Origin of the sequence: Flavobacterium pectinovorum (assembly GCF_006438875.1) — a bacterium.
Lineage (GTDB): Bacteria > Bacteroidota > Bacteroidia > Flavobacteriales > Flavobacteriaceae > Flavobacterium > Flavobacterium pectinovorum_A.
Map to the genome: position 1 here is coordinate 14775 of NZ_RCZH01000027.1, position 22572 is coordinate 37346.

The window sequence follows — 22572 nt, forward strand, 5'->3', positions numbered from 1 at the left end:
CGGATAATTTTGATTCTTTCAACTGAAATGGATCAATAATTATTTTGTAATAAATAAAGTACTATTTTTAATCCGGGCTAAGTGCTATTTTATCAAAAACCAATTAATTTTAAGAATCAATGAACGCAAAACAAATAGTTAGATTAAGTAATATTATCGGAATCACATCAATACTTTTATTAGTCTATTGGGTTTTTACTTTTATAATGATTCAGGTTTTTGGGTTGAAAGTTTTCCGGGAGAATATGACCGAAACTTTCTATTTAAGTGTTTTAGGAATTCTTGCTCTTATGGTTGGTTCATTAATCGTTAATTTAATGTTCAATCTAACCAGAATAGCTGAGAAACACAATCTGGATGCGGTAAATAATAAATCAAATAAAATGAGATTTATAACCTTACTACTAATTTTTCCATTAATAGCACTAATTCTTTTTGGAGGAGATTATTTGACTTCTGCTAAAAAGGAGAAAATGTTAGTCGAGTCGGCTAAATCTATTATAGAAACCAATAAAGCAAATAGTGATAAATTGGTAAACTATACTTTTTCAGAAAACTACATTAAAGAAACATCAGAGATTTTAGAAATTTTGTCCGGAACAGATAAAAATTTTCCAAGCGTAACGTTAATCGTTAAAGACTCAATTAAAGGTTCGCCGGTTTATTTAGGTTTTAATGAATATTTTGGAGATAATTTAAAGGATACTATAAAGCCACAAAAAAGTGATTACATTTATAAGACTACACAAGAAGAAAGAGCGTATTTAAATAGTGTATTTGATAAGAAAAATGAGGAATTACGTTATAGTTCGCATGATGGCAATTATGAATTGTTTTATCCTTATAAAAAGAATGGAAAAAAGGTAATTCTATATTTTTCTGAACAACAACGTTACGGGAAACTAGGGAGCTAGATATATCTTTTAGTGTGATCATCTCGCTCATGAATCCAATCAAAATTAATTTCAAAACTAAATAAAATTCGATGCAGCAATTCAACTTTAAAAATAATATTTTAAATTTAAAAGTTAACAAATCCCCCTTAGTAATTAGAATTGTAATGTTCTTTTTTACGTTTGCTTTTTTTGTATTTCCTACATTCGGAGTTATTGTTAGTATTTTGTCTGGAAACGGATTACAATTTGGTTATTTTATTGCAATAGGTTTATTTGCATTGATGGGATTTTATCTTCTCAGAGTTTCATTGTGGAATACTTATGGAGAGGAAAACATTGAAATACTAAAAAGCAAAGTTATTTACGAAGCAAATTATGGCTGGTTCAAAGATGGAAAAAAGGAAATTGAAATAGCAGTTCCTAAATATTCATTTAAAGCCGTTGGTTACAAAGAAGATAATGAAGGCGTATTAGTTATTAGTGATGGAGTATCAGAATTGGAATCTGTTGTAAAAATTCCTGTTTCAGTGTTAGAAAAATTACTATGGATTTTAGAACCTGGTAAAAATGAAACAGTATAAATAATATTATTATTCCAAGTTGGCGTAAGCGTCCCGCTCATGACCGCAATCAAAGTAAAATCCATATGAAGATACATTCAATTCAACATTTTGAAAATATGCAAATGATGTGCAGATATTTTGAAGCAAAATCAAAATATGATGATTTGTATGTGATAGAGTTTGAAACTTCAAAAATTATAAATAGTATAATTGAAAAAGAAGACGATAATATTGTTGGAATTGAAAAAATATTAGATTTTTTAGCAATTGTCGAAAAGAGTAATCATGCGGGTGGCTCACATTGGCAAGATTACGAAATTCATGTATTAGCAATAGTAAAGATTAATAGATTATCTATAAATAAAGCAATCTAAATAATGAAAACTCCAATAACAACCGTCAACGAAACCGAAGGTCAAAAACTAAAAATAGCCGGTGGTAATTACCGAATCATAATCTCAGGAAAACAAACTGATGGAGAATATGCCGTAATCGAAATGTCGGTTCCTCCGGGAGCGGGACCAAATCCGCATGCACATCCTGATTTTGCAGAGACTTTTTTTGTTTTGGAAGGAGAGGTTTCTTTTAAATCAGAATTAGGAAGTTATGTAGCTAAGAAGAATTCTTTTGTCAATATCCCGAAAGGCGGAATTGTTCACGGCTTTAAAAATCTAAGCAACGAACCTGCTAAACTTTTATGTACGGTTACACCGGCAGGATTAGATGATTTATTTGAGGAAATGGCAGGTTATATGGAAACAGCAGTTTCGAGTAGTGAATTAGAGAAAAAGGAAAACATAAATATTATTTTTAAAAAGTATGGACAAACACTTTATCCAGAGAATTATTTGGATTAATTTGCAAAGTTACCAAAAAATGGTAACTTTGTAATAGGTAATAGAAAAATATCATGGGAAAGAATACATCCATATCATTAGGCAATCATTTTGAAAATTTTATTGATTACAGCCTTTCAGAAGGAAGATTTAAAAATGCAAGCGAAGTTATTAGGGCTGGATTGCGTCTTCTGGAAGAAGAAGAGAATCGGTTAATTATTTTGAAAAGCGCAATTCAAGAAGGAATTAATAGCGGAAGAGCCGAAAATTTTGATCCGAAAAGAAATCTTGAAAATCTAAAAGCAAGCAAAAAATAAATGGCTAAATATCATCTGACTAAGAAAGCTGTCCTAGATTTGAATGAAATTTGGAATTATACATATGAAGAATGGTCAGAAAGTCAAGCTGATAAATACTATATGTTACTTTTGGACTCTTGTCAGGAAATAGCTGAAAATCCAAATTTGGGTAAAAAATATAATATTGTAATCAATGGTTTATTAGGATATAAATCAAATGAACATATACTTTTTTACCAAATTCTCGTGAATAACGAAATTGAAATTATTAGAATTTTGCATGGCAGAATGGATTTGAAAAATAAATTACAGAAGTCCTGAACAATAAAATTCAGGACTTTTTTTATGCATTAATTTTAAGAAATCAATAAGAATTAAAATTGTAGGATTATTATGTAATATTTAAATGATTTATTCGTTAACTTAGATGATTAATTAATTTAAAATATATCATTATGAAAGTTAAATCAATTTTATTAGGACTGTGTCTTGCTGTATCATTAGTAGCTTGTGGTCCTAAAGATGCAGATATTCAAAAAGAAATTGCTGCAAAAATTAGTGCTTTGCCAGGTGTTGAAGTAACTGTAAAAGATGGTGTTGCTACTATTTCGGGTATTTGTAAAGACGAAGCTCTTAAACAAAATGCTGAAAGCCTTATTAAAGGAATTAAAGGAGTAAAATCTGTAGTGAACAATTGCGAAATTGCTGCACCGGAACCTGTGGTTACGACTCCGGCTCCTGTAGAAATCAATACAGATAGTGTTTTAAACACTTCGGTAAGTGGAGTTGTGAAAGCTTATAGTGGTGTGACTGCAACTGTTAAAGATGGTGTAGTAACACTTACCGGAGCTATCAAAAAAGAGCAATTACCGGCTTTGATTCAAAGTGTTCAGGAATTGAAACCTAAAAAAGTTGAAAACAAGCTAACTATTAAATAAAAGCGTTATGAGTTTACTGGATAAATACAAAGAGTTAACAGATTTAGCGACTAATTTAGGTACTGCTAATTTGCAAGTAAGAGAGCAGGATAATGTACTATATGTTGATGGTACAGCAAAATCGGCTGAAGACAAAGAAAGACTTTGGGATGCTTACGGAAAAATAGATCCTGAATTTAGATCGGCTGATGTAGTGATGAATATCGCTGTAGCTGAAGGCACAACTACTGACTATACGGTTGTAGGTGGTGACTCGCTATCAAAAATAGGAAAAGCACACGGCGTTTCATGGCAGGCAATTTTTGAAGCCAATAAAGATATTATTAAAAATCCTGATTTGATTCAACCGGGATGGAAGTTAAAAATACCAACAGCGTAATTTATTTTATGTACTGTTTTTAAAAGTCTGTCATTTTTATGATGGACTTTTTTTATGTCATTGCGAGGAACGAAGCAATCTCATTTGCTGAATCACTTCTTATTTGTAGTAGTGAGGTTGCTTCGTTCCTCGAAATGACAAGATTGGAGAAATAGTTGATTGCAAAACATAATTTTCTAATGAAACCTAAAGCCCTAGCCCTGATAGAAGCGAAAATCCTTTTGTGCAATGAAATGGAACAAAAGATTGAAGCGTATAGCAGGAAATAGCTCCATAAAAATCACCTGCCCTTTATGCTCAGATCGAACAAAAATTTTGCGGTTTCCTGATCAGAATCGGCGGAGAAACCTGCTACATAAACGCCTTTTTTGCCTGAACTTGATTTAATTCCGTATACAACTGCCTCATCGCCTGGATCCGAATCCCCTTCGTATCGATACACATGTACAATTTCAAATTTTTCAGGATTTTTCTTAATCAGGTCCGAGTTTAGATTAAAATCACATGTAAATCCTTTTTCATTCAATTGATCTAAAGCTTTTGAAACAGTTGCGTAATGATACATTCTAGTCATAATAAATGGATTTTAAAATTATGGATTTTAAAGATAACCAATTTAAAATTAAATCGTTACGAAAACAGGGCAAAAATCTAAAATTTAAAATGATTATTCTTAGTTGATAAATCGTTACTTTTGCCGCGCAGACCGCCTTATCGTCGTCCCGATTCATCGGGAGGGAGGAAAGTCCGGACACCAAAGAGAAGCATAGCGGGTAACCCCCGTCGGCGTTAGAAATGACGTAAGGACAAGTGCAACAGAAAGTATGTACAGGTAATGCTGTAGTGAAACCAGGTAAACTCTATGCGGTGAAATACCAAGTATATCAGCATTTAAGGGCTTCTCGTCCGTTGTTGAAGGGTAGGTAGCTTGAGTCCCGTAGTAATGCGGGATCTAGATAAATGATAAGGCTCTGATTTATCAGAGACAGAATCCGGCTTATAGGTCTGCATTTTTTATATATTTGTGAAAGTCTCTAATCTATCTTCATGAATGTAACTACCCCAGGTTCTACTGCTAAACCAAAGCAGAGTACTTTTAAAACTATAATTACCAATCTTACTTTTTGGGTTCTGATCGCGATTATCGCAGGAATTTTGCTTGGACATTTTTCGCCTGAGAATGGTGTGAAGATGGAAATACTAGGGAAAAGGTTTATTGATATTATCAAACTTTTTATTGGTCCGATTATCTTTCTGACAATTGTCTTAGGAATTTCCGGCATGGGAAATTTGAAAAAAGTAGGTCGAATTGGAATAAAAGCGCTCGGGTATTTTGAAGTAGTTTCGACTATAGCTTTGGCGATTGGAGTTTCGGTTGCTTATTTTTTCAAACCCGGAAAAATAGACCGATCAGGATTGACTCTTGGCGATGCGACTCAATATACAAAAGGTGCGGCAGAACATTTTTCATGGCTGCAGTTTTTCTTTTCCAACTTTACATTGCAGGTTTTACTGGCAGCGATTGTTTGCGGAATTGCATTGAATTTTTATAAAAAAAGAGAACAAACTATTTTGGTTCTGGAACGTTTCTCAAAAGTAGTTTTCCTCGGATTAAAATATGTAATGTATTTGGCTCCAATTGGTGCTTTTGGCGGGATGGCATTCACGATTGGTAAATTTGGTCTGGCAACTTTAATTCCGCTTGGGAAATTGATGTTATGCGTTTATCTGACTATGGCGCTGTTTGTATTTTTAGTTTTGGGAAGTATCCTGAAATATTATAAAATCAATATCCTTTCGGTTTTAAAATACATTAAAGAAGAACTTTTATTGGTTCTTGGAACTTCGTCTTCTGAAGCTGCTTTGCCAAGTATTATGGTTAAGCTGGAGCAAATGGGTTGCAGTAAATCTGTTGTTGGTTTGGTGATTCCAACAGGTTATTCTTTTAATCTGGATGGAACTTCGATTTATTTGTCAATGTCGGTTATATTTTTAGCACAATTGTATGATGTGCATTTGAGTTTTTTCGAAATATTGAGCGTAATCGGAATATTGATGGTGACTTCAAAAGGTGCGGCAGGTGTTACCGGAAGTGGGTTTATAGTTTTGGCGTCGACTTTGACGGCTTTGCATAAAATTCCGGTTGAGGGTTTGGCTTTCTTACTAGGAGTTGATAAATTTATGAGCGAAGCCCGAGCCATAACAAATTTGATTGGAAATACTGTTGCAACAATTATAATTTCGAAATCAGAACGTGATTTTACGGAGTTGAATCTGGATCCTGTTTTGGAGGAAATTTGATTTGCCACGAAGGCTCAAAGACACTAAGTTTTTGTTTCTTTTAGGTAATAATTATAGACTTTTTGATTTTTATCTTTGTGACTTAGCGCCTTTGTGGCATTTATACTGATTGATTATGAAAAGAATTGGAATTTTAGGATTAGGTGGAGTAGGTGGTTATTTTGGTGGATTATTAGCGAAAGCCTACTATAAATCGGAAGAGATTGAAGTAATTTTTATTGCTCGTGGCGAAACTCAAAAAGCAATTGCTGAAAACGGATTAAAAATCGTGACAGACGATAACGAAATTGTAGTTCATCCAAAATTAGTCTCGAATAATCCGGATGAAATCGGGCAATTAGATTATTTAATTTGTGCCACAAAAACGTATGATATTGAAGAAAGTCTGCTTTCGCTGAAAAAATGTATTGTTCCCAAAACCGTAATTCTGCCTTTGTATAATGGCGTTGATGCACCGGAACGTATTCAGGGATTGTTTCCGGAAAATGTAGTTTTAGAAGGCTGTGTATATATTGTTTCGATGATTTTTTCACCCGGAACAATTCGGAAAATAGGATTTTATGAAAAATTGTTTTTTGGATCTATAACGGCGCCAAAATCAAAATTAGACGAATTGCAAAGCATTTTCCAAAAGGCAAAAATCGAAAGTTATTTGGTCGAAAATATTGAAGAAACAGTTTGGGAGAAATTCATTTTTATTTCGGCATTGGCTTCCGTAACTTCTTATTTGAATGAGAATATTGGTGAGATTTTAAAAAACAAAGCTTCTAAAAAACTTTATGTCGAATTACTGCATGAAATTGCCGCCGTTGCAAAAGCTAAAGCCTTGAAATTGCCAAATGACATTGTAGAACAAACCATCGTAAAATTAGAGAAATCGCCAAAAGAAGCGACTTCATCTATGCATCGGGATTTATTGGCCGGTAAAAATACTGAAGCAATTTCATTGACTCAGTTTGTTGTAAAAGAAGGCATTAAATACAATGTAGAAACTCCCTTTTACAAAAAAATAGCAAATGTTTTGTTGCCGAAATAAATTATGATTCGTCTTTTGTGGTGCGTACTAAACTGATTCCGGACATGAAGAATACGATACCAAGAATGCCGTAAATAATTAGCGATTTAATATCTCTGGTTCCTCCGGATGTGCCAGCGAATATTACTGCTGTATAAATAAGACCAACTATACCAAGAATGGTTAGCAAGCCTCCAAAAAATCTTTTTAGGTTCATGATTTCTAGTTTTAAAATGTTCATAACAAAGCTATTATGTAATCTCTCGAAACCGTTATACAATTGTCTATAAAACTTATATCATTTACAGTGATAAAAAAATCTTTTAATACGATTTGTATGATTTAATTGTTATTTTTGGCGCAACCAATTTAACAACCAAAATGAAAAAAAATTATCTGTTCTTATTTTTATCTGTCCTTTTATTTAATGGGGTCTATGCGCAGGATGAAGCTGTAACTTCTGTTAGAAAAAATCAATTTAAAATTAATATGCTGTTTCCGGGATTCGTTTACGAGCATGGTTTTTCAGCAAAAAACACACTTTACTCCGAAGCGAGTCTAGGAATTGGTTATAGTTATAACAGCTATTACGATGAATCAAATGTATATCTTGCACCGTTAATTAGCGAGCAATTTCGTCATTATTATAATTTGGAAAAAAGAGCTGCCAAAGGCAAAAGAACGGCATATAACTCCGGGAATTTTATTGCTCTAAATGCTCAGTATAATTTTGAATCTATTTCTACAAATGAGAAATACGGAAAGTATGTACAATCGTTTACATTAGCAGCACTTTGGGGATTTCAGCGTACTTATAAAGGAAAATTGAATCTTGAAGTTACTTTAGGTCCGGGAGTAAATTTTGATAAATTTAATACTGAATTTGTTCCTGTAGGAAACTTTACGTTAGGTTGGGTTCTTGGAAAATAACTTTATAAAAAAACACAGAAAAACCTTGATTCGTCAAGGTTTTTCTATTTTAAATTCTAAGCCAATATTACGAACACTTTCAATCTTGATTTTTGGATCTGAATTAAAATATTTTCTAAGTCTGCTGATAAAAACATCCATACTTCGACCGGAGAAATAATCATCTTTTTTCCAGACAGACATTAAAATTTGATCCCTTTTTAATAACTGATTATGGTTCAGATATAAATACTCAATAAGAGAAGCTTCCATTTCTGTGAGTTGCTGGACATGATTTTTATTGTTTAAGGTTAATCGTTCATTATCAAAAATATAAGAACCAATTTCAATTGTATTATTTCCGTCCAGACTTCTCTTTTGTTCGATTCTTTTTAAGATATTCTGCAAACGTAAAACCAGTTCGTCGACTTCAAAAGGTTTTATAATATAGTCGTCTGCGCCAAGTTTTAATCCAATGATTTTGTCTTCTTGTAACTTTCTTGCCGTTAGAAAAACAAATGGAATCTCAGGATTGATTGTAATTATTTTTTCGGCCAATGAAAATCCGTCCAATTTTGGCATCATGACGTCAAAAACACAAATATCAAAAGTTTGGTTTTTAAAATAGTCCAAAGCTATTTCTCCATTTTCTGCCCAGATTACTTCAAATTGATGCAGTTCTAAATATTGTTTTAAAATGGCAGCAAAATCAAAATCGTCTTCGGCTAAAAGTAGTTTTTTCAAAATAAGGTAATTAAACTTTTAATAAAATAGTAAACTGAGTTCCTTTTCCTAAATCACTCACAACGCTAACAGAACCCTGATGCGCTTTTATAATTTGATTGACATAATACAATCCTAAACCTAAGCCTTTTGTATTATGAAGATTTCCTTGTTCTACGCGATAGAATTTTTCAAAAAGAAGTGATTGTTTGTTTTTTTCAATTCCAATTCCATCATCTTCAATAGTAATCGAAAATTGATTTTGGATTATTCTAGTTTTTATCGTTATTGTATTTGAACCATATTTTACTGCATTTTCCAAAACATTTAAAAAAGCAGTTGTCAGATGGAATTTGTCTAAAACTAAAATTGTTTTCTGCGTTTGAAAATCAGTTTGAAGATTGATTTTTGGGAATGTAATCCTAAAATCATTTATAATTGAAAGCAGAAAATCTTCGGTTTGTAGTTTCTCTTTTTGTAATTCAATTTCGTTTTCTGCAAGCGAATTTGCCATAACCTGATCGATTAAATGCTGTAAACGATTGTTCTGACGTGAAATCGTATTGACAATAGCATTGAAATTCTCATCATTATAGCGAATATTTTTCTGCTCCAGAATTTTGGTTGAAATTCCTAAAGTAGCCAAAGGCGTTTTAAGTTCGTGTGTAATATTATTGATAAAATCAGTTTTTACATCGCTTACTTTTTTCTGTTTGATTAAAGCTTTAATCGCAATTACAAAAAGCGTTATAAGCGTTAAAATCGATAATAAAGACAAAATCAAAACAACCATCATTCGTCTTAAAATGATCATTTCCCAATCAATAACAGAAACATACATAGAATCTTCTGTCAACAATTTATAATCCTGATTTTCAAAAGTTCCGTTGGTTGTTCCCACATAATTCCGCACCAGGAAAGCGTGATTTAAAGAAACTAGATTTCCGTATAATTTGTTTTGGATAAAAGGCTTTTCAGAGAAAATAGTATCTGTCCTTTTTGTGTTCCGATAAAGTATAAATTTATTCAGTACAATGGCAAAATCAATTTTAAGATTGGGTAAATCTCTTTCGAATTTACGTTTGATTTTCTGTGTCAATACATCTTGAAATTCATTGTCAAGAACACCATTTTTAATGTCGAGTTTGGTCTTTTTTCCTTTGATATAATTTTCAGATAAGCTTTTATAAAGAGCTTCCTTTTTAGAAACAATTACGGAGTCGATATCACTGTAATTATTGGAGATCTGAGCGATTTCGTTTTTGATTTCGGTATGAAATTGCGCCACTTTATAATCGTAAGTCGTTTTTACCAAATAACATTGAACCGTCGACAAAACGATTAATGCAATGACAGAAAACACGATTAATAAATTGATTCTTTGTTTCATTACTTCTTAATTATGGCACGCGAATGACGCGGATTAAACGGTTTTACACTGATTTTTTTTTCACGCAGATTTAAAAAAGATTTAAGCAGATTAAAATTAATCCCCTTAAATCTGCTTAAATCTTTTTTAAATCTGCGTGAAATTAACGTGCGCTGATCCGTAAAATCTGTGGGCAAATTTTCAAGTCAAAAATAATGTTTTTATAGTTCAAAAAGTCCGTTAACTCCGCATTAACCTTCAATTAACCTACAGAACTCTTTTTTAGAAGCACTTTTGTAGCGTTTCAATCTAAAATCAATCAAAAAATGAATGTTTATTTGCCTTTAAAACTTATTCTAATTGTACTCTTATTTTGTTTTTCTCTTATTGGAAATGCTCAAACGGAAACTCCCAAAGACAGTATTTCCAATAAATTAAAAGAAGTTGTAATCTCTCAAAGTAAAAAAACTTTTACCAATACAAACGGAAATATAAAAGTAGACGTTGCCAATTCTATTTACAATTCAATACCCAATGCTGTTGATTTATTGGCAAAATTACCAACAGTTCAAATAAGCTCCGACAAAGAAAGTATTACGGTTGTTGGAAAAGGAAATCCGCTGATTTATATCGACAATCAAAAAGTAGGGATGAACGATTTGAATGCTTTGGCTGTAGCCGATATTAAAGCCATCGAAATCATTCAGAATCCTTCTTCAAAATATGAAGCCGAAGGACGCTCCGTAATTTTAATTACAAGGAAATTTAGCAAAAAAGATAGTTTTAGAACCGAAATTTCTGAAGTTGCTTCTTTCAAAAAAAACTACAACAATTACCTTGGGTTTAATTCTAATTTCAAAAAAAATAAATTGGAGTTGAAAGCTAATTTTAACTACAATAGACTGAATCCTTGGGAAGGCCATAGTATCGATTATCAAATTCCAACGGCAGATATTGCTTCTAAATATGATGTAATGGCCGAAACCACGAGAAATCAATATGTTTTCGGTGCTGGTTTATTTTATAAAATAAATGAAGACGATTATTTCTCCTTTAGTGTCAATAGCAAGTTACAATCCGATACATTTCCAATCAATACGGTAACAAATAATAAGAATAAAGACGTAGTAAATAACGTGGTAACTTTTACCGACAATGATAGTAAAAAGAATTTTGTAAACTCTTTTTTAAATTATCAGAAGAAAATAAAACCATTAAATGCACAGGTTTTTGCAGGTTTGCAATATTCTAATTTTGATCAGGGATTATATACAAACGTATATAATAATTTTAATGATACTGAATTTGAACAGACACAAATCAGGAATCAAAAATTTAAGATCAATTATTTTTCAGGACGAATTGATGTAGAGAAAAAGTTTAAAAATGATATGAAATTTGAGATGGGAGGATTATATTCAGCTGCAAATTCTAGATCAGATGTTGCTATTTTTTATACCGAAACGAGTCAAAATGAATTAAGTAATTACGACTTTAAAGAAGAGAATTTATCCGGATATTCACAATTATCCGGTAAGATTAAAAAAGTCGATTTTTCACTTGGTTTTAGAGTAGAAAACTCAAATATAATTGGGAAGTTTAGAACTGATGCCGAACCGTTACTTGAAATAAATTATACCAATTTTTTCCCGAAAGCACAGTTTACATTTCCCATAGATAGTACAAAAAATATTTCTGTAAATTATGCCAGAAGTATTTCAAGACCTAATTATTCCTCATTAAGTCAGGGAGCAACTTATATAAATCCTTATTTTTTATATGCCCGAAATATTAATTTAGGTCCAACATTTATCAACGAAATTTCGACCACTTTTCAATACCATGACAAGTCAGTTAAACTTAGTTATTCTCAGGCAAAAGATCCTGTTTACAATAGTTTTTCTTTTGATGATCAAACTAATATAATGACTTTTAAAGACATAAACTTTGATAAAAGTTATGCATTCTCAGCCGATTTTACATTACCGTTTACCTATAAATTTTGGACAACAACCAACTCTTTAGTTTTTATTCTTGAAAAGATTGAAGATAATACTGCGGTATCTCTCGGTTCAAAACCGTATTCTTATTATAGTTCAAATAACGAATTTAAGCTTCCGGGAGATTATTCATTTGTTCTGAATTTTTGGGGATTAACAAAACGATATACGGGAGTTTTTGAAACAAATGCGAGATTTATAGTAGATATGGCGGTTTCAAAAACCTTCGCTAAGAATTGGAATTGTACTTTAAGCTCCAATAATATTTTTAAGAATAATATTGAAACCGAAAAATTTACAATCAATAATGTAAATTCTAAAGCAAGATATGTTGTTGATAATCACGAGATTTCAATCGCTATAAAATACTCTTTCGGAAAGGTAAAAGAAACCGAATTTAAAGAGAAAAACAACGACGAAAACCAGAACAGGGTTAATTAATTCAATTTGGTATGTTAACCCATATTAAGAATTAGAGATTTGCATAAAACACAAGTATTTAACATTCAATAGACAACAGCTTTTGTTCCATCGGAACATTTCATCGGTAGAAAAAAAAATGGTTGTAATTTGATTTCATCCCTTAGGGATGTTTGATAAATTGTATGTTCATATATTGGTTATGAATCAAACGTTCCTACGGAACGTAAAAAAAACGCATCATTATTGAGTTACCGATGAAATGTTCCGATGGAACAAAAAAACAAGTAATTGATTTGTTATCAATTACTTGTTTTTTAGTGATTTTTTTAATGCGTAGTCTGGGTTAAAATATCAACTTGAATTAATTTAGTTAAAACAAAAAATCCCTTGAAATTTTCAAGGGATTTTTTTATGCTTTAAAAGGAAATTATCCTTCGTCTTCTTCTGTTACTTTTATAGAATTGTCCGGAAGTTCTTCATCGTCGTCAGTTGAGTTCAATTCGAAGAAACTAAAGAAAGATCCACCGTAGTTTTTCTGGAAAGAAAAATTACTTAAGTGCTCCATTTTTGTATATTTTGAATGCTCGATAATCATCATTCCGTCTTCATGAAGCAATTCTCTTTCAAAAACCGTTAAAACAATTTTTTCAAAAGAAGCCTGATCTAATGCGTAAGGAGGATCGGCAAAAATAATGTCGTAGGATGTTTTACAGTTTTCCAGAAATTTGTAAACATCACTTTTTGTAGCAGCAATATTAAAATCATATTCTGATGCTACTTGTTTGACGAATTTCACACATCCAAAATCTCCATCGACGGAGGTAATTGGTGCGCTTCCGCGTGAAGCAAATTCGTAACTGATATTGCCTGTTCCTGCAAATAAGTCTAAAACCTTTAAGCCTTCAAAACTAAAATGATTATTTAAAACATTAAACAATGCTTCTTTACTCATGTCAGTCGTTGGTCTTACAGGAAGGTTTTTTGGCGGAAAAATGCGGCGTCCTTTGTATTTTCCTGATATGATTCTCATGATTGAAATAAGATATAATGTTTTTGATTTTGTGCAGTTGAAAAGCTGTTTCTTTGCTGTAAAGCATCAACGTCCATAAATGATATATGGCGAATATACTTGTACGCAATGGCATAAAACGGATCGTTTTTTTCTATCGTACCTAATAATTCAAGCTGAAAGCTTTCAGGATTTAAGCTCAATTGCTCGGCAGTGAAAAGGATATAATAGATAAAATCTTCAGGAGTCTGGTATTCAAATGAATTGAATAACAGTAGTTTTTGATTTTGAACAACGATAATTTCAAAATGATCTGTATTGAAATTGACAACCATTTTTTTCTCGTCATTGTTTCTTGAACCGTCCAAAATCTTTTCGACTAAAATGCTGTTAGCATGTTTGTAATCGAAAGAACCAAACTGATCAATAAAAAAATTATTGATATTCACGTATGGTATATAAACGGAATTCATATGATAATTTGAAATCTGATCGTACGCAAAAAAATCAGTTTCAAAAACTTTTGTGTTGTATTGTAAATAACTTCCAAGATAATCTTCATCAAACAAAGGCGTCGGTACAAACGTTGAAAGGTTATTGTTGTGAATAACTAAAACTTCGTCGTAAGTATCTTTTAACTCCGGATTATTTTTGAAAGCATCACCAAAAAGTTCTTCAATTTTGGTCGCTTTATGAAAAGGATCAAACTGAATTTCTTTTAATGAAGTAATTGTATTATTTAAAGTATCAAAACAACAAAATGACAATCCGGTCAAGGAAACCTGAATAGAAAGTTTTTTGTATTTTTTTGAAGTGATATTAGTATTTTGCAATGACATATTGATTTACAATTCGTTACCTGTTTTACAAGAAAGAATTTAAGGCGACCACAAACTTACAAATAAAATAAATAACAATATCAATGTCAAAAATCAATTTCAATGTCAATCAATGTCAATTTCAATGACAAATTGAAAAATCAATACCAAATTTCCATTTAAAAAGTTTTGTGAGTTTACTTTGTTAATTTTTATTAAATTGATTTTTGAAATTGAAATTGATTTTTGACATTGACATTGAATTTGCCATTAAAAAAGCCGAACTTTGTATCTCAATATTCCCTTATGAATTCATCACTTTTTTACAGTCTTTTACAAAAGAAATTTCCATTTGCGCCAACTTATAAACAAGATATTTTTTTTCAAAAAATTGCTATTTTCTTAACGGATACTCATAACGATACTATTTTTGTACTAAAAGGATATGCCGGAACGGGAAAAACAACTGTGATTTCGACCATTGTAAATAATCTGGGAGATATTAATAAAAAGTTCGTTTTGCTGGCACCAACGGGACGTGCTGCAAAAGTGATTGCCAATTATTCGAATACTCCAGCGTTTACAATTCATAAAAAAATATATTTTCCTAAAAAATCGGCTGGTGGAGGCGTTGCTTTTACCAAGCAATTGAACAAACATAAAAACACCATTTTTATTGTCGATGAGGCTTCAATGATTTCAGACAGTAATTCAGACTCGAAATTGTATGATAACGGATCGCTTTTAGACGATTTGATTTCATACGTATATTCTGGAACCAATTGCAAGATGATTCTTTTGGGAGATACTGCGCAGTTGCCTCCAGTGAATTTAGATATAAGTCCTGCACTTGATACGCATACTTTAGGTATTCATTATAATAAAGAAATCGAACATATAGAGCTTGACGAGGTAATGCGTCAGGAAGAAAGTTCAGGGATTTTATTTAATGCCACCGAATTGCGCGAATTGCTAAAAGATACTTTTATTACTGAGTTTAAATTCAATGTCAAAAAGTTCAAAGACATTGTTCGCTTGACGGATGGTTACGATATTCAGGATGCGATTAACTCGGCATATAGCAATTATAGTATTGAAGATACAGCGTTTATAGTACGTTCGAATAAAAGAGCGAATCAATATAACGAGCAAATCAGAACCAGGATTTTGTTTAAAGAAAGTGAACTTTCTGTTGGCGATTTCTTAATGGTTGTCAAGAATAATTATTTCTGGCTGAAAGAAACTGACGAAGCAGGATTTATTGCCAATGGAGATATTATTGAAGTTTTGGAACTTTTTGGAATCAAAGAATTATACGGTTTTAATTTTGCGAAAGTAAAAATCAGAATGGTCGATTATCCCGATCAGAAACCTTTTGAAACGGTTTTGTTGTTAGATACTATAAAAAGTGAATCTCCATCTTTAACGTACGAAGAATCAAATCGTTTGTATGAAGAAGTAATGAAGGATTACGAGAACGAAACAACTAAATACAAGAAGTTCCAGAAAGTAAAAGAGAACGAATATTTTAACGGATTGCAAGTAAAATTCTCGTATGCAATTACATGTCATAAATCACAAGGAGGGCAGTGGAATACGGTTTTTATCGAACAGCCATATTTACCAAACGGAATCGATCGTGATTACATTCGATGGCTTTATACTGCTATGACACGTGCCAAAAATAAGTTATATTTGATAGGATTTAAAGACGAGAGTTTTGAGGAATGATTGTTCGCCACGAATTCCACGAATGAGCACGAATTTTTTTTATAAAGATTAGTAATTAGTGTAATTTGTGAAATTCGTGGCGAAAAAAAGACACTTATAATGACAACACTAAACGATTTACATTCGATTTCATCAACGTTTTCGAATACAGATAAAATGCCGGTTTTATTTTTAGGACACGGAAGCCCAATGAATGCTATTGAAGAAAATCAGTTTGTGTCTGGTTTCCGAAATTTGGCTAAAACTTTGCCACAGCCAAATGCGATTTTGTGTATTTCGGCGCATTGGTTTACCAACGGAACCAAAGTTACTTCAATGCAAATGCCAAGAACAATTCATGATTTTGGAGGTTTTCCGCAAGCACTTTTTGATGTGCAATATCCTGCAAAAGGAAGTCCCGAATTGGCGGCAGAAACTAAAAAAATATTAGAACCGGTTCAGGTAGATTTAGACGAACATTGGGGTTTAGATCACGGAGCATGGAGTGTAATCAAACATTTATATCCGGAGGCAAACGTTCCGGTAATTCAGTTGAGTATTGATTATACAAAATCCGGACAATATCATTTTGAGTTGGCTCAGAAATTACAATCATTGCGTCATAAAGGAGTTTTGATTATCGGAAGCGGTAATATAGTTCATAATTTACGTTTGGTCGATTTCAGGAATTTTGATAAAGATAATTACGGTTTCGATTGGGCAATTGAAGCTCGGGAAACAATCAATAATTTTTTATTAAACGAAAATTTCCAGCCTTTAATTGATTTCGAAAAAATGAATAAAGCAATCCAATTGGCGATTCCAACTCCTGATCATTATTTGCCTTTACTTTATACTTTAGGTTTAAAAGAAAAATCAGAAGATTTGACTTTATTCAATGATAAATTATTAGCGGGTTCTTTGAGTATGACTTCGGTAAAAATTATGTAATCTAACTTTGTGTATCTCTGTGAAATCTTTGCGCTACTTTGTGTTATAATTTTACCACAGAGATTCACAAAGATTTCACAGAGATACACAAAGGTTTATTTATTTAGATTATAAGCATATAAATATCCGTCAGCACTTCCAAAATAGATCGTATTGTTGCTTATGAATGGGGAAGAAACAATTGAACCTAATTGGTAAAATTGATCCATTACTTTTTTGTTATTATCGTAAACCGAAAGATCTTCGTTTTGTCCTGTATATCCAAAATCAAGAAAATCATTTTTTAATGTAGAAGCCGCAAATTGCTTGCGATTATCGGTGCTTATAAAATTAGATTTTTTGCCATTCGAACGTAAATCCAAAGAGAAGAAATTACCTGTAAAATCACCAAAGTAAATTGTGTTTCCTGCGATTGCTGGCGAAGTATAAACATAACCATTTGCTTTGAAACGGTATTTTTCGGCACCGGTTTTGGCATCCAAAGCCAGTAAAGCATAAGTATCTGACGTTCCCACATAAATGGTATTGTCCTGAACAACGGCAGAACTTAAGATCCAGGAACTTTCGGCATTGTATTTCCAGATTAATTTTCCGGTTTGAGCATCTAAAGCAAAAAAGAACGGATCTCTTGCTCCAAAATAAACTTTTCCATCAGAAACCGAAACGGATGATTGTATTCCTTTAAAAGCCGTTTTTGTTCCTGTTGCGAAACTCCATATTTCTTTGCCAGTTTCAATATTCAAAGCATATAATGTAGCGTCCCAACCACCAATATAAATTTTATCGTGATCGATTACGAGAGTTCCGTGAATTGGTCCGTTCGTTTTGAATTTCCATTTTAAAGTGCCTGTTTTGGCATCTACGGAATAAACGTTTCCGTCGCTGCTTCCGAATAAAACTACTGCTGATTTTTTGTTTTCGTAAACAACAGGAGATGATAAATAGAAATCCCATAAATCTTCCATGTACTGTGTTTCCGGTTTCATTCCCCACATTCCAATTTCGCCCAGCCAATGTTCTCCGCCCGTTTTAAATTTCCAGATTAATTTTCCGTCTTGCGTATTTACAGCGTAATAATTTCCATCAAAACTGCCAAAATAAATAGTGTTTTCAAAAATACTTGGTGAACTATGAATTGCTCCATCGGTTTTGAATTTCCACTTTGTGTTTCCTGATTTTTCTTCAATTGCATATAGAAATCCATCTTCGCTGCCAATATATACAATACCATTTTTTACTATTGGAGAACTAAATATTTTACCATCAGTTTTGAATTTCCATTTTAAATTACCTAGTGGCTGATATCCTTTTCCGTCAAAAATACGATTCGAAAATGCATTAACTATTTTAGTATTATTGGTTTGGCTTAAAGCCGAATTCGTAAAAAATAAATGGAATAAAAGCAGAATCAAAATCGACGGTTTTTTCATGACGTTTTTTCTTATAAATGTAGTGTTATTTTGAAATGATGACAATCACATTCTAAAGTTCTGTTGTGATTATTTTTTTAAACTTAATTCCGAATGGTTACATTTGTTTACGTTTATAAATAAATTTAAAATGAAAATAATAGCTGTAATTCCTGCACGATATGCTTCAACACGTTTTCCTGCTAAATTGATGCAGGATTTGGGTGGAAAAACTGTGATTTTAAGAACTTATGAAGCTACCGTTGCAACAAAACTCTTTGATGATGTTTTTGTGGTAACCGATTCTGATTTGATATTTGATGAAATTGTAAATCACGGCGGAAAAGCCATTATGAGTATTAAAGAACACGAATCCGGAAGCGATAGAATTGCAGAAGCTATTGCAAGCTTAGAAGTTGACATTGTAGTAAATGTACAAGGCGATGAACCTTTTACAGAAGCCGGACCGTTGGAGCAGGTTTTGTCGGTTTTTAAAAATGATGAAGAGCGCAAGATTGATCTAGCTTCGTTAATGCGTGAAATCACAAATGAAGACGAAATCAATAATCCTAATAATGTAAAAGTGGTGGTTGATCAATCACAGTTTGCTTTGTATTTTTCGCGTTCGGTAATTCCGTATCCGAGAGACAAAGATGTTGGAGTACGTTATTTTCAGCATATCGGAATTTATGCTTTTAGAAAACAAGCTTTACTGGATTTTTATAGTTTGCCAATGAAATCTTTGGAAGCTTCTGAGAAGTTAGAACAACTGCGTTATTTAGAATTTGGAAAACGTATTAAAATGGTTGAAACGAGTCATGTTGGAATTGGGATTGATACTGCTGAGGATTTAGAAAAGGCTCGCGCTATTTTGGGGGTTTAGATTGCGAGATGGCACGCGGATGACACGGATTTGCTATCGCGAAAACGCGGATTTACACGGATTTTTTCTTATGTAGTGTCTTTGCGAGGAACGAAGCAATCTCACGTGCTAAGTTTGTGTTGTTAAATACCAAGATTTTGGTACGAAGCCTAAAACCCAATGTCATTAAGTTAAGGAAAAATGCAATGTAATAATTTGTTTTTGTTCCATCGGAACATTTCATTGGTAGCCCAATAAATACGGTATTTTTTCACGTTCCTTAGGAACGTTTGATTTTATAAATAATAATTGGTAAAAACAGATACAGATTACGTATACAATTTCTCAAACGTTCCAATGGGACGATGTTTCTCTCGATGCATTTTTTTTCTATCGATGAAATGTTCCGATGGAACAAAATCTAAAATATCTTAACTTAATGACATTGGCCTAAAGCCCTAGCCCTGATAGAAGTGGAAATCCTTTTGTGTAATGAAATGGAACAAAAGATTGAAACGGATAGCAGGAAATAGCTCCGGAAAATTAAAAATCTTAGAGGGATTCTTGTTATTTCTAAAGAATCTTGTTATTTTGAAGAAATCACATTCAGAGAGCGACGCACTGTGTAAGTTTCTAGTGTGATTTCTCCCTGCGGTCGAAATGACAAAAAAAGAAAAAAGCTTATAAACAATTGTCTATAAGCTTTTTTTATTTTTAAAACCGAACTAAATTCTTAGTATAAACTTGGGAATTTAGATGGATTAACTTCGTTCATCATGTTGTACACTTTTTCGAAAATATCTTCGGCAGAAGGTTTTGAGAAATAGTCACCATCAGTTCCATATGCTGGTCTGTGCTCTTTTGCAGCAAGAGTTTGCGGTTTACTGTCTAAGTAATTGTAAGCGTCCTGATCTTCCAGAATTTGTTGCAAAATAAATGCCGAAGCTCCTCCCGGAACATCTTCGTCGATTACTAAAAGACGATTTGTTTTGGTAATACTTTTTACTATATCTTTATTAACATCAAACGGAAGTAAAGACTGAATGTCGATTACTTCGCAATCAATACCTAAATCCAATAATTCTGTTGCTGCTTGTTCGACCAATCTCAAAGTCGATCCGTAAGAAACTAAAGTAATATCCGTACCTTCTTTTAGGGTTTCAACAACACCGATTGGTGTTTTGAATTCACCAAAATTCAAAGGTGTTTTTTCTTTTAAACGGTAACCATTTAAACATTCGATTACTAAAGCCGGTTCATCAGTTTCTAAAAGAGCATTGTAGAATCCTGCGGCTTGTGTCATGTTTCTAGGAACAAGAACGTGAATTCCTCGTATAGCGTTGATAATCATTCCCATTGGAGAACCAGAATGCCAGATTCCTTCCAGACGATGTCCGCGGGTTCTTATGATTAATGGTGCTTTTTGTTTTCCAACAGTTCTATATTGTAATGTCGCCAAATCATCACTCATGATTTGAATAGCGTACAGTAAATAATCTAAATATTGAATCTCAGCAATAGGGCGTAAACCTCTCAATGCCATTCCAATTCCTTGTCCAAGAATAGTTGCTTCACGAATACCAACATCGGCAACACGAAGTTCACCATATTTTTCCTGCATACCTTCCAGACCTTGGTTTACGTCGCCAATGTTTCCTACGTCTTCACCAAAGATTAAAGTTTCAGGATATTTGGTAAACAAAGCGTCAAAGTTGTCACGTAAAATCATACGTCCATCTGAGTCCGGTTTTGCATTTTCGGCATATTCAGGAAGTACTTTTTGTACTGAAAATACATTTTTATCAGAATCAGAATATAAATTACTGCTAAATCTTGGTTGTGTAATTTTGATATAATTGGTGATCCAGTTTGATACTAAAACTTTACTGTTTGGAACTTCGATAAAGCGCAAAATCTTTCTTGCTATAACAAGCATTTCCTTTTTTAGAGGTGATTTTATAGCGCTTAATTCTGAAATGTATTTTTGGATTTTTTCTTTATGATTGATACTTGCCGCAGCAATTTGTTCCAGTAATACCAGAAGATTCTTTTGATCTTCGATAATTGGATCTATGAACGAGTTCCATGCTTCTTTTTTAGCTTCAAGAACTTCTTTTTTAATTTGAAAATCAATTTCAGCCAATTCTTCAGGAGATGCAATATTGATGGCAATCATCCATAAACGCATCTGACGAACACAGTCAAAATCTTTTTCCCAAGCCAGTCTTTCTGCATTTTTATAACGCTCGTGAGAACCTGAAGTCGAGTGTCCTTGTGGTTGCGTTAATTCGTTTACGTGAATTAAAATAGGAACATGTTGCTCACGTGCAATTGCACCGGCTCTTTCGTATGTAGAAACTAACTCGGCATAATCCCAGCCTTTTACTCTAAAAATGTCATAACCTTTAGAATCTTCGTCGCGTTGATATCCTTTTAGAATTTCAGAAATATTTTCTTTAGTAGTCTGATGTCTTGCATGAACTGAAATTCCGTATTCATCATCCCAAACACTCATAACCATGGGAACTTGTAGTACTCCGGCAGCATTTATGGTTTCAAAAAATAAACCTTCAGAGGTACTTGCATTTCCTATTGTTCCCCATGCAACTTCATTTCCGTTTACAGAGAATTTGTCTTTGATAGTAATACCATCAACGTTTCTGTAAATTTTTGAAGCTTGGGCCAATCCCAATAATCTTGGCATTTGTCCTGCTGTTGGAGATATATCTGCGCTTGAATTTTTTTGTTTTGTTAGATCTTTCCAGGATCCGTCTTCGTTTAAACTGTGCGTTACAAAGTGTCCGCCCATTTGTCTTCCGGCAGACATTGGATCAAAATCTAAATCGGTGTGACCGTATAAACCTGCGAAAAATTGTTTTGGAGTCAATTCGCCAATTGCCATCATAAAAGTTTGATCGCGATAGTATCCGGAACGGAAATCTCCGTTTTTAAAAGCTTTTGCCATAGCGAGCTGTGGCACTTCTTTTCCGTCTCCAAAAATTCCAAATTTGGCTTTCCCGGTTAATACTTCTTTACGACCTAATAGACTACATTCGCGGCTGGTTACTGCAATTCTGTAATCGCTCAATACCTCAGTTTTGAAATCTTCAAATGTTAATGTAGTATTGCTTTTTTCTTTTATCATAATCTTGGAGGGTCATG

General features: G+C 32.8%; 23 protein-coding genes and 1 other RNA gene. 16 read left to right on the top strand and 8 right to left on the bottom strand.

Translation table 11 applies throughout. The annotated features are described in order from the left end of the window. The first annotated feature begins 119 nt into the window (after positions 1 to 119). The 8 genes from EAH81_RS25865 to EAH81_RS25900 all read left to right on the top strand — a co-directional run bounded on the left by EAH81_RS25865 (position 120) and on the right by EAH81_RS25900 (position 3911). On the top strand, positions 120 to 914 hold the full coding sequence (locus tag EAH81_RS25865) for a peptidase (protein WP_140511878.1): 795 nt from the start codon (positions 120 to 122) through the stop codon (positions 912 to 914). Between the two features lie 71 nt (positions 915 to 985). Further along, positions 986 to 1477, top strand: a complete 492-nt coding sequence (locus EAH81_RS25870) for a hypothetical protein (RefSeq protein ID WP_140511879.1) — start codon at positions 986 to 988, stop codon at positions 1475 to 1477. A 65-nt stretch (positions 1478 to 1542) separates the two neighbouring features. After that, on the top strand, positions 1543 to 1833 hold the full coding sequence (locus tag EAH81_RS25875; RefSeq protein WP_140511880.1) for a hypothetical protein: 291 nt from the start codon (positions 1543 to 1545) through the stop codon (positions 1831 to 1833). A gap of 3 nt (positions 1834 to 1836) precedes the next feature. After that, on the top strand, positions 1837 to 2316 hold the full coding sequence (locus tag EAH81_RS25880; protein WP_140511881.1) for a cupin domain-containing protein: 480 nt from the start codon (positions 1837 to 1839) through the stop codon (positions 2314 to 2316). Positions 2317 to 2369: 53 nt separating this feature from the next. Further along, positions 2370 to 2612: a type II toxin-antitoxin system ParD family antitoxin gene (locus EAH81_RS25885; RefSeq protein WP_140511882.1), complete on the top strand. Its 243-nt coding sequence runs from the start codon at positions 2370 to 2372 to the stop codon at positions 2610 to 2612. Next, positions 2613 to 2915 (top strand): type II toxin-antitoxin system RelE/ParE family toxin, encoded by a 303-nt coding sequence (locus tag EAH81_RS25890; RefSeq protein ID WP_140511883.1) that lies wholly within the window; start codon positions 2613 to 2615, stop codon positions 2913 to 2915. It abuts the gene before it with no gap. Between the two features lie 134 nt (positions 2916 to 3049). Beyond that, complete coding sequence (locus tag EAH81_RS25895) at positions 3050 to 3532, top strand: BON domain-containing protein (RefSeq protein ID WP_140511884.1); 483 nt, start codon at positions 3050 to 3052, stop codon at positions 3530 to 3532. Positions 3533 to 3539: 7 nt separating this feature from the next. After that, a complete protein-coding gene (locus tag EAH81_RS25900) occupies positions 3540 to 3911 on the top strand; it encodes a LysM peptidoglycan-binding domain-containing protein (protein WP_140511885.1) in 372 nt (123 codons plus the stop codon). Positions 3912 to 4191: 280 nt separating this feature from the next. Here EAH81_RS25900 and EAH81_RS25905 read toward each other — a convergent pair whose 3' ends face one another. Continuing rightward, entirely contained in the window at positions 4192 to 4485 is a 294-nt protein-coding gene (locus tag EAH81_RS25905) for a hypothetical protein (RefSeq protein ID WP_140511886.1), read from the bottom strand. A gap of 124 nt (positions 4486 to 4609) precedes the next feature. Here EAH81_RS25905 and rnpB point away from each other — a divergent pair. The 3 genes from rnpB to EAH81_RS25920 all read left to right on the top strand — a co-directional run bounded on the left by rnpB (position 4610) and on the right by EAH81_RS25920 (position 7248). Continuing rightward, positions 4610 to 4927: RNase P RNA component class A (rnpB, locus tag EAH81_RS25910), an RNA gene on the top strand. Positions 4928 to 4958: 31 nt separating this feature from the next. After that, positions 4959 to 6212, top strand: coding sequence for a cation:dicarboxylate symporter family transporter (locus EAH81_RS25915; RefSeq protein WP_140511887.1), 1254 nt, complete (start codon positions 4959 to 4961; stop codon positions 6210 to 6212). 115 nt (positions 6213 to 6327) lie between these two features. Continuing rightward, a complete protein-coding gene (locus EAH81_RS25920; protein WP_241676661.1) occupies positions 6328 to 7248 on the top strand; it encodes a ketopantoate reductase family protein in 921 nt (306 codons plus the stop codon). A 1-nt stretch (position 7249) separates the two neighbouring features. Here the strand turns inward: EAH81_RS25920 and EAH81_RS25925 are convergent, their stop codons facing one another. Next, on the bottom strand, positions 7250 to 7444 hold the full coding sequence (locus EAH81_RS25925) for a hypothetical protein (RefSeq protein ID WP_140511888.1): 195 nt from the start codon (positions 7442 to 7444) through the stop codon (positions 7250 to 7252). Positions 7445 to 7608: 164 nt separating this feature from the next. Between EAH81_RS25925 and EAH81_RS25930 the strand changes: the two genes are divergently transcribed. Next, entirely contained in the window at positions 7609 to 8157 is a 549-nt protein-coding gene (locus tag EAH81_RS25930; protein ID WP_140511889.1) for a hypothetical protein, read from the top strand. 33 nt (positions 8158 to 8190) lie between these two features. Here EAH81_RS25930 and EAH81_RS25935 read toward each other — a convergent pair whose 3' ends face one another. Continuing rightward, positions 8191 to 8880 carry a response regulator transcription factor gene (locus EAH81_RS25935; protein WP_140511890.1) on the bottom strand — a complete coding sequence of 230 codons (690 nt, stop codon included), beginning with the start codon at positions 8878 to 8880 and terminating at the stop codon, positions 8191 to 8193. A gap of 10 nt (positions 8881 to 8890) precedes the next feature. Beyond that, entirely contained in the window at positions 8891 to 10249 is a 1359-nt protein-coding gene (locus tag EAH81_RS25940) for a sensor histidine kinase (protein WP_140511891.1), read from the bottom strand. Positions 10250 to 10554: 305 nt separating this feature from the next. Here EAH81_RS25940 and EAH81_RS25945 point away from each other — a divergent pair, with 305 nt between their 5' ends. Beyond that, complete coding sequence (locus tag EAH81_RS25945; protein ID WP_140511892.1) at positions 10555 to 12669, top strand: outer membrane beta-barrel family protein; 2115 nt, start codon at positions 10555 to 10557, stop codon at positions 12667 to 12669. 409 nt (positions 12670 to 13078) lie between these two features. Here the strand turns inward: EAH81_RS25945 and EAH81_RS25950 are convergent, their stop codons facing one another. Next, complete coding sequence (locus tag EAH81_RS25950) at positions 13079 to 13681, bottom strand: RsmD family RNA methyltransferase (RefSeq protein ID WP_140511893.1); 603 nt, start codon at positions 13679 to 13681, stop codon at positions 13079 to 13081. Beyond that, positions 13678 to 14499: a DUF3822 family protein gene (locus EAH81_RS25955; RefSeq protein WP_140511894.1), complete on the bottom strand. Its 822-nt coding sequence runs from the start codon at positions 14497 to 14499 to the stop codon at positions 13678 to 13680. The genes EAH81_RS25950 and EAH81_RS25955 overlap by 4 nt, the downstream gene beginning before the upstream one ends. 285 nt (positions 14500 to 14784) lie before the next feature. Between EAH81_RS25955 and EAH81_RS25960 the strand changes: the two genes are divergently transcribed. Together EAH81_RS25960 and ygiD are read left to right on the top strand one after the other, a co-directional pair. Continuing rightward, on the top strand, positions 14785 to 16209 hold the full coding sequence (locus tag EAH81_RS25960; RefSeq protein WP_140511895.1) for an ATP-dependent RecD-like DNA helicase: 1425 nt from the start codon (positions 14785 to 14787) through the stop codon (positions 16207 to 16209). Positions 16210 to 16308: 99 nt separating this feature from the next. Beyond that, a complete protein-coding gene (gene ygiD / locus EAH81_RS25965) occupies positions 16309 to 17139 on the top strand; it encodes a 4,5-DOPA dioxygenase extradiol (protein WP_140511896.1) in 831 nt (276 codons plus the stop codon). Positions 17140 to 17234: 95 nt separating this feature from the next. On the opposite strand, the gene EAH81_RS25970 is transcribed toward ygiD, so the two are convergent. Continuing rightward, complete coding sequence (locus EAH81_RS25970) at positions 17235 to 18569, bottom strand: PQQ-binding-like beta-propeller repeat protein (protein ID WP_140511897.1); 1335 nt, start codon at positions 18567 to 18569, stop codon at positions 17235 to 17237. Between the two features lie 130 nt (positions 18570 to 18699). Here EAH81_RS25970 and kdsB point away from each other — a divergent pair, with 130 nt between their 5' ends. Continuing rightward, positions 18700 to 19431 carry a 3-deoxy-manno-octulosonate cytidylyltransferase gene (kdsB, locus tag EAH81_RS25975; protein WP_140511898.1) on the top strand — a complete coding sequence of 244 codons (732 nt, stop codon included), beginning with the start codon at positions 18700 to 18702 and terminating at the stop codon, positions 19429 to 19431. A 712-nt stretch (positions 19432 to 20143) separates the two neighbouring features. Here kdsB and EAH81_RS25980 read toward each other — a convergent pair. After that, positions 20144 to 22555 (bottom strand): thiamine pyrophosphate-dependent enzyme, encoded by a 2412-nt coding sequence (locus tag EAH81_RS25980; protein WP_140511899.1) that lies wholly within the window; start codon positions 22553 to 22555, stop codon positions 20144 to 20146. Positions 22556 to 22572: the final 17 nt, after the last annotated feature.

Bases quoted from the DNA above. Each gene is read 5' to 3' on its own strand.
- EAH81_RS25900 (WP_140511885.1), top strand. From the start codon at position 3,540: ATGAGTTTACTGGATAAATACAAAGAGTTAACAGATTTAGCGACTAAT.
- EAH81_RS25955 (WP_140511894.1), bottom strand. From the start codon at position 14,499: ATGTCATTGCAAAATACTAATATCACTTCAAAAAAATACAAAAAACTT.
- kdsB (WP_140511898.1), top strand. From the start codon at position 18,700: ATGAAAATAATAGCTGTAATTCCTGCACGATATGCTTCAACACGTTTT.
- EAH81_RS25980 (WP_140511899.1), bottom strand. From the start codon at position 22,555: ATGATAAAAGAAAAAAGCAATACTACATTAACATTTGAAGATTTCAAA.
- EAH81_RS25865 (WP_140511878.1), top strand. From the start codon at position 120: ATGAACGCAAAACAAATAGTTAGATTAAGTAATATTATCGGAATCACA.
- EAH81_RS25945 (WP_140511892.1), top strand. From the start codon at position 10,555: ATGAATGTTTATTTGCCTTTAAAACTTATTCTAATTGTACTCTTATTT.
- EAH81_RS25950 (WP_140511893.1), bottom strand. From the start codon at position 13,681: ATGAGAATCATATCAGGAAAATACAAAGGACGCCGCATTTTTCCGCCA.
- EAH81_RS25925 (WP_140511888.1), bottom strand. From the start codon at position 7,444: ATGAACCTAAAAAGATTTTTTGGAGGCTTGCTAACCATTCTTGGTATA.
- EAH81_RS25905 (WP_140511886.1), bottom strand. From the start codon at position 4,485: ATGACTAGAATGTATCATTACGCAACTGTTTCAAAAGCTTTAGATCAA.
- EAH81_RS25885 (WP_140511882.1), top strand. From the start codon at position 2,370: ATGGGAAAGAATACATCCATATCATTAGGCAATCATTTTGAAAATTTT.
- EAH81_RS25870 (WP_140511879.1), top strand. From the start codon at position 986: ATGCAGCAATTCAACTTTAAAAATAATATTTTAAATTTAAAAGTTAAC.
- ygiD (WP_140511896.1), top strand. From the start codon at position 16,309: ATGACAACACTAAACGATTTACATTCGATTTCATCAACGTTTTCGAAT.
- EAH81_RS25970 (WP_140511897.1), bottom strand. From the start codon at position 18,569: ATGAAAAAACCGTCGATTTTGATTCTGCTTTTATTCCATTTATTTTTT.
- EAH81_RS25880 (WP_140511881.1), top strand. From the start codon at position 1,837: ATGAAAACTCCAATAACAACCGTCAACGAAACCGAAGGTCAAAAACTA.
- EAH81_RS25890 (WP_140511883.1), top strand. From the start codon at position 2,613: ATGGCTAAATATCATCTGACTAAGAAAGCTGTCCTAGATTTGAATGAA.
- EAH81_RS25875 (WP_140511880.1), top strand. From the start codon at position 1,543: ATGAAGATACATTCAATTCAACATTTTGAAAATATGCAAATGATGTGC.
- EAH81_RS25960 (WP_140511895.1), top strand. From the start codon at position 14,785: ATGAATTCATCACTTTTTTACAGTCTTTTACAAAAGAAATTTCCATTT.
- EAH81_RS25895 (WP_140511884.1), top strand. From the start codon at position 3,050: ATGAAAGTTAAATCAATTTTATTAGGACTGTGTCTTGCTGTATCATTA.
- EAH81_RS25930 (WP_140511889.1), top strand. From the start codon at position 7,609: ATGAAAAAAAATTATCTGTTCTTATTTTTATCTGTCCTTTTATTTAAT.
- EAH81_RS25940 (WP_140511891.1), bottom strand. From the start codon at position 10,249: ATGAAACAAAGAATCAATTTATTAATCGTGTTTTCTGTCATTGCATTA.
- EAH81_RS25915 (WP_140511887.1), top strand. From the start codon at position 4,959: ATGAATGTAACTACCCCAGGTTCTACTGCTAAACCAAAGCAGAGTACT.
- EAH81_RS25920 (WP_241676661.1), top strand. From the start codon at position 6,328: ATGAAAAGAATTGGAATTTTAGGATTAGGTGGAGTAGGTGGTTATTTT.